We start from the raw sequence: 5,727 nt of genomic DNA, 5'->3' as shown, positions 1-5,727 counted from the left end.
TGAAGCTGCTCGACACTTGCTTCAACCTGACGTTGTTGGCCGATACCACAGGCTGGCTGCCAGGTTTTTGGGATTGGCTTTGGCTGGATACGCCATGGAAAACCCCGGCATCTTCGCCTGTGGCCACTGGCGCAGGCTCTGCGGATCGCGGATGTAACGCTTGAGGAAGTCCGCGCCGAAGTACTCGGTCGGATTGTATGGAATGTTCAGATCCGGCCCGAACTGCGAATCCCCGGCACCGTTGAGTCGATGGCAAGCCAGGCAGTTTTTCTGGAACAGTGCAAAACCCTTGTTGACAGGGTCGTCCGCCTTCAGCGCCGGGTCAGGCAGCAGGGTAGGAAAGCGCTCGGCCACCGGGGCCATGCGTTTGATGCTGGCGACTTCGAACGGCCATTGTTCAGGGCTGATATTGCCCGCCCGAGGGTCGGTCCAGACCAGGTAAAACGGCCCGGCGCTGTGCTTGCCTTCTGACAGTGGCGGCCAGGGATTGGCCGGGTCTTCTATCGCCAGCCAGGCACGCGCACCCTGAGCATTGAGCAACGGTGCGGCCGATAGCTCGGCGGCAAAACCGTCCAGCGCCACGGCTTGCAAATGGTCATCAGGCCGGACACCGGTCAACAATGCGGCCAGCGGCACGGCGCGGTAACTCATGTCCCGCTTGTAGGAAACATCATTGGGGACGTTGATGGTCTGGACCTGGGGGTGCTTGAGCAACTCTTCGGTCTGCCAGGTGCGACTGTCCGCGCCCAGCTCAAGGTTGAGTTGGGCGGCATGAGCAGGCACGCCGATCAGCAAGGCCCCGAACAGGATTAGTGTTTTCAAGTGATCGCCGTCCTTGTCGTGGGTGTGCCGCAAAGGTTGGCACAGCCACGCTGGCCCGGATAGCGAGCCAGTTGTTTTTTTTGACGTGGCGATATGAAAACCGTGTGTTGTTTTTAAAACGACTAACCGATCACCTTGGTCAGGTTCGGCAAAATCAACAGTAGTGTGGTGGCAAAAAGGATGAGCCCGGCTTGACGAACTTTCGATTGTTTGAACATGGCTTGACCGCCTTTTTTGTTATTTGCTGATGCCTGCCTGCATATCTCCATGTCGGCAGCGCGTTGCACTTCCTGTAGGACGAGCGCCTCGGCAAAACCCGACGACAACTTCGTACATGATTACCTTAGAGCCCGCGTCACGCTTGGTTTAGATCCATTTCGTATGGTGTTCCTGCTTTTTGCTATTAAAAAGGCATGAGGCCTATTGCCAGCTTCTTGGACGGCCTTTTGCTAGACACCTGCGTGTCTTGGACCGGCTCATTGGCCAATCGATGACCGTCCGTCTGAGCGTGACCGTCAATGCCGTTGAGCGATGCGGTCATTGAATCCATTGCGTCCCGGCTCAAGAGTGAGCGCTGTGTTTTCACTCACCTGCACTGCGGTTCGAGGACGTCATGACCCAAGCTTTGATTTTCGATGCATTACGCACGCCCCGTGGCAAAGGCAAGGCCGATGGAGCCTTGCACAGCGTCAAACCGGTGAACCTGGTAGCCGGTTTGCTGCGGGCGTTGCAACAGCGAACCGCCCTGGACACCAGTCAGGTCGATGATGTGGTGCTCGGTTGTGTGACGCCGATTGGCGATCAAGGCTCCGACATTGCCAAAACCGCGGCCCAGGTCGCGGATTGGGATGTCAGCGTGGCGGGCGTGCAGATCAACCGGTTCTGCGCATCCGGGCTTGAGGCGGTGAATCTCGGGGCGATGAAAGTGCGCTCCGGGTTTGAGGATCTGGTGGTGGTCGGCGGCGTCGAGTCCATGTCGCGAGTGCCCATGGGCAGCGATGGCGGGGCATGGGCATTGGACCCGGAAACCAATCTGCACAGTCATTTCACCCCGCAGGGTGTGGGTGCCGACCTGATCGCCACGCTCGAAGGTTTCAGCCGCCAGGACGTGGATGCGTATGCGCTGCACTCCCAGCAGAAGGCTGCGCGGGCGCGGGCCGATGGTTCGTTCGCCAGGTCGCTGGTGCCGGTGCAGGACCAGAACGGCATTATCCTGCTCGATCACGATGAATTCATTCGCGCCGAATCGACCCTGGAAGGCCTGGGCAAACTCAAGCCGAGTTTCGAGATGATCGGGCAAATGGGCTTCGACGCCACGGCGTTGCGGGTCTATAGCCATGTCGAGCGAATCAACCACGTTCATACCCCCGGCAACAGCTCCGGGATTGTCGACGGCGCGGCGTTGATGCTCATCGGTTCCGAAGCCAAGGGGCGGGCGCTGGGCCTGCAGCCCCGGGCACGGATCGTCGCCACGGCGGTCACCAGTACCGACCCGACCATCATGCTCACAGGTCCCGCGCCGGCGACCCGCAAGGCGCTGGCCAAGGCCGGACTGCGGGTGGAAGACATCGACCTGTTCGAGGTCAACGAAGCTTTCGCCTCCGTGGTGTTGAAGTTCATCAAGGACATGGCCGTCGATCCGGACAAGGTCAACGTCAACGGTGGCTCCATTGCCATGGGCCACCCACTGGGCGCCACCGGTTGCGCGATTCTCGGCACCTTGCTCGATGAGCTGGAAGCACGCCGCCTGCGCTATGGCCTGGCGACCCTTTGTGTCGGCGGCGGCATGGGCATTGCCACCATCATCGAACGCCTCTGAGCCCTGACTTCAAGGAAACCTGTTTATGAGCCAAGCCATTCGTTACGAAATGGGCCAGGACCGTATCGTCGTCCTGACCATCGATATCCCGGGCCAGAGCGCCAACACCATGAACGCGCTGTACCGCCAGGCCATGGCCCAGTGCGTGGCCCGCCTGGTGGCCGACAAAGACACGATTGCCGGCGTGATCATCACTTCGGCGAAAAAGACGTTCTTCGCCGGTGGCGACCTCACCGAACTGATCAAGGTCGGCAAGCCTGAAGCCAAGGCCTTTTACGACATGGTGCTGACGCTCAAAGGGCAATTGCGCACCCTGGAAACCCTCGGCAAACCGGTGGTCGCGGCGATCAACGGGGCGGCGCTGGGAGGGGGCTGGGAAATATGCCTGGCGTGTCATCACCGGGTGGCACTGGACAGTCCATCAGTACAACTTGGCCTGCCGGAAGTGACCCTCGGCCTGTTGCCGGGTGGCGGCGGAGTGGTGCGCATGGTGCGCATGCTGGGTCTGGAAAAAGCTCTGCCGTACTTGCTCGAAGGCAAGAAGGTGCGACCACAACAGGCGTTGCAGGCGGGATTGATCGATGAACTGGCAGCCGATTCCGATGAGCTGCTGGCCAAGGCGCGGGCCTGGATCCTCGCCAACCCTGCGGCGGTGCAGCGTTGGGACGTGAAGGGATACCAGATTCCCGGTGGCACGCCATCGAACCCCAAAGTCGCACAAATGCTGGCCATTGCCCCATCGATCCTGCGCAACAAAACCCAAGGGTGCATGCCGGCGCCGGAGAAAATCCTTTGCGCCGCCGTGGAGGGGGCGCAGGTTGATTTCGATACGGCGCATCTGATTGAAACCCGTTACTTCACTGAACTGACCACCGGCCAGGTCTCGAAAAACCTGATCGGCACCTTCTGGTTCCAGCTCAACGAGATCAATGCGGGTGGTTCTCGCCCGCAGGGTTTTGCTCCTTGTGTCACCCAAAAAGTCGGCGTGCTGGGCGCCGGGATGATGGGCGCGGGTATCGCCTTTGTCAGTGCGTCGGCCGGTATCGAGGTGGTGCTCAAGGACATCAATCTGGCCGCCGCCGAGAAAGGCAAGGCCCACTCCGCAGCCCTGCTGGACAAGAAAGTGGCGCGCGGTCAAATGAGTGCAGGGCAACGTGAAGCCGTGCTGGCACGCATCCACACCACCGAAAGCGATGCCGACCTGGCGGGTTGTGACCTGATTATCGAAGCGGTGTTCGAAGACCGCGAATTGAAGGCCAGGGTCTCCCTGGCAGCGCAAAAGGTTGTCGGAGCCCAGGCGGTGATCGCGTCCAACACGTCGACCCTGCCGATCAGCGGCCTGGCCACGGCGGTGCCGGACCAGAGCAAGTTCATCGGCCTGCATTTCTTCAGCCCGGTGGAAAAAATGCCGTTGGTGGAGATCATCAAGGGCGCCAATACCAGTGACGAAACCCTGGCTCGGGGGTTCGATTTCGTACTGCAAATCAAGAAAACGCCGATTGTGGTCAATGACAGTCGTGGTTTCTTCACCTCGCGGGTGTTTGGCACCTTCACCAATGAAGGCATCGCCATGCTCGGTGAGGGGGTGAGCGCGCCGATGATCGAGACCGAGGCCCGCAAGGCCGGCATGCCTGTGGGGCCGTTGGCGATCTCCGATGAAGTGTCTCTGAGCCTCATGAGTCACATTCGCCAGCAAACCGCCAGGGATTTGCAGGCCGAAGGCAAACCATTGAACGAGCACCCGGCGTTCGCCGTGATCGATTTGCTGCTCAACGAATACAAGCGTGCGGGCAGGGCCGCCGGTGGTGGTTTCTACGAGTATCCGGTCGGCGGCCAGAAACACCTCTGGCCGGAACTGAAAACCCGTTTTGAAAGAGCCGACGGGCAAATTCCGCCCAAGGATGTGCGCGATCGCCTGCTGTTTGTGCAAGCCCTGGAGACGGTGCGTTGCGTGGAGGAGGGCGTTTTGACTTCGACCGCGGATGCCAACGTCGGCTCGATTTTCGGCATCGGTTTTGCTGCGTGGACGGGAGGTGCGCTGCAGTTCATCAATCAGTACGGCGTCAAGGATTTCGTTGCTCGCGCCCAGTACCTCGCCGCGCAATACGGCGAGCGCTTTGCTCCGCCAGCCTTGTTGCTGGAGAAAGCGGCGAAGGGTGAGACGTTTTAGGGATCGGTGACCCACTGCGGGGCTTGCCTTGTCACGGTGTTTCAAGGCAGGCTCTGGGGTGTGCATTATTCCCATCACGTGTCAGGTATTTTTTATGTCGTTACGCATCTGCATCCTCGAAACCGACATCCTGCGTCCGGAATTGGTTGACCAATACCAGGGTTACGGGCAGATGTTCAAACACCTGTTTTCGCAACAGCCCATCGCCGCCGAGTTCACTGTGTTCAACGTGATGCAGGGCGAGTATCCCAGCGACGACCTGACTTTCGACGCTTACCTGATTACCGGCAGCAAGGCCGATTCCTTTGGCACCGATCCGTGGATCCAGACGCTTAAAGAGTACCTGCTGACCCGCTACGAGCGTGGCGACAAGCTGTTGGGCGTGTGCTTCGGTCATCAGTTGCTGGCGCTGTTGCTCGGTGGCAAGAGCGAGCGTGCGACCCAGGGCTGGGGCGTGGGCACCCACAATTACAAACTGGCCGCCAAGGCGCCCTGGATGAACCCGGTCAGGGAAGAGCTGACGTTGCTGATCAGCCACCAGGATCAGGTCACTTCACTGCCGGAAAACGCCACGGTCATCGCCTCCAGCGATTTCTGCCCGTATGCGGCGTACCACATCAACGATCAGGTGCTGTGCTTCCAGGGGCATCCGGAATTCATTCACGATTACTCCCGCGCCTTGCTGGAAATTCGTCAGCAAGCGCTGGGCGAGCAGGTTTATTCCAAGGGCGTGGCAAGCCTGGAAAAAGAGCACCACGGTACGACGGTTGCCGAATGGATGATGCGTTTCGTGGCGCACAAACCAGAAGCCGTCCATAGCTAAAAACTTCGCGGGCAAGTCGGATCGCCGCCCGCTCGCTCTTACAAGAACGATGAAATTAGTGAGGTGGGGGCGGGGGGGGATACGCCGTGGCCG

The 5,727-nt window shown here is 59.9% G+C and carries 4 protein-coding genes; 3 read left to right on the top strand and 1 reads right to left on the bottom strand.

Translation table 11 applies throughout. The features are described 5' to 3' along the window. Positions 1 to 21 precede the first annotated feature (21 nt). Positions 22 to 822: a c-type cytochrome gene (locus ACQKP2_RS31405; protein ID WP_427582182.1), complete on the bottom strand. Its 801-nt coding sequence runs from the start codon at positions 820 to 822 to the stop codon at positions 22 to 24. Between the two features lie 613 nt (positions 823 to 1,435). On the opposite strand from ACQKP2_RS31405, the gene ACQKP2_RS31400 reads away from it, so the two are divergent. The 3 genes from ACQKP2_RS31400 (at position 1,436) to ACQKP2_RS31390 (ending at position 5,634) form a co-directional block, all read left to right on the top strand. Continuing rightward, positions 1,436 to 2,641: an acetyl-CoA C-acetyltransferase gene (locus tag ACQKP2_RS31400; RefSeq protein WP_427582181.1), complete on the top strand. Its 1,206-nt coding sequence runs from the start codon at positions 1,436 to 1,438 to the stop codon at positions 2,639 to 2,641. Between the two features lie 25 nt (positions 2,642 to 2,666). Further along, positions 2,667 to 4,811, top strand: a complete 2,145-nt coding sequence (locus ACQKP2_RS31395) for a 3-hydroxyacyl-CoA dehydrogenase NAD-binding domain-containing protein (protein WP_427582180.1) — start codon at positions 2,667 to 2,669, stop codon at positions 4,809 to 4,811. Between the two features lie 94 nt (positions 4,812 to 4,905). Then, positions 4,906 to 5,634: an amidotransferase gene (locus ACQKP2_RS31390; RefSeq protein WP_427582179.1), complete on the top strand. Its 729-nt coding sequence runs from the start codon at positions 4,906 to 4,908 to the stop codon at positions 5,632 to 5,634. Positions 5,635 to 5,727: the final 93 nt, after the last annotated feature.

Origin of the sequence: Pseudomonas sp. NPDC089569 (genome assembly GCF_050280625.1) — a bacterium.
Classification (GTDB): domain Bacteria; phylum Pseudomonadota; class Gammaproteobacteria; order Pseudomonadales; family Pseudomonadaceae; genus Aquipseudomonas.
This window is presented reverse-complemented; position numbering and strand designations above follow the sequence as displayed.

Excerpts from the sequence above, each read along its gene's own strand:
- ACQKP2_RS31400 (WP_427582181.1), top strand. The coding sequence starts at position 1,436 with ATGACCCAAGCTTTGATTTTCGATGCATTACGCACGCCCCGTGGCAAA.
- ACQKP2_RS31395 (WP_427582180.1), top strand. The coding sequence starts at position 2,667 with ATGAGCCAAGCCATTCGTTACGAAATGGGCCAGGACCGTATCGTCGTC.
- ACQKP2_RS31390 (WP_427582179.1), top strand. The coding sequence starts at position 4,906 with ATGTCGTTACGCATCTGCATCCTCGAAACCGACATCCTGCGTCCGGAA.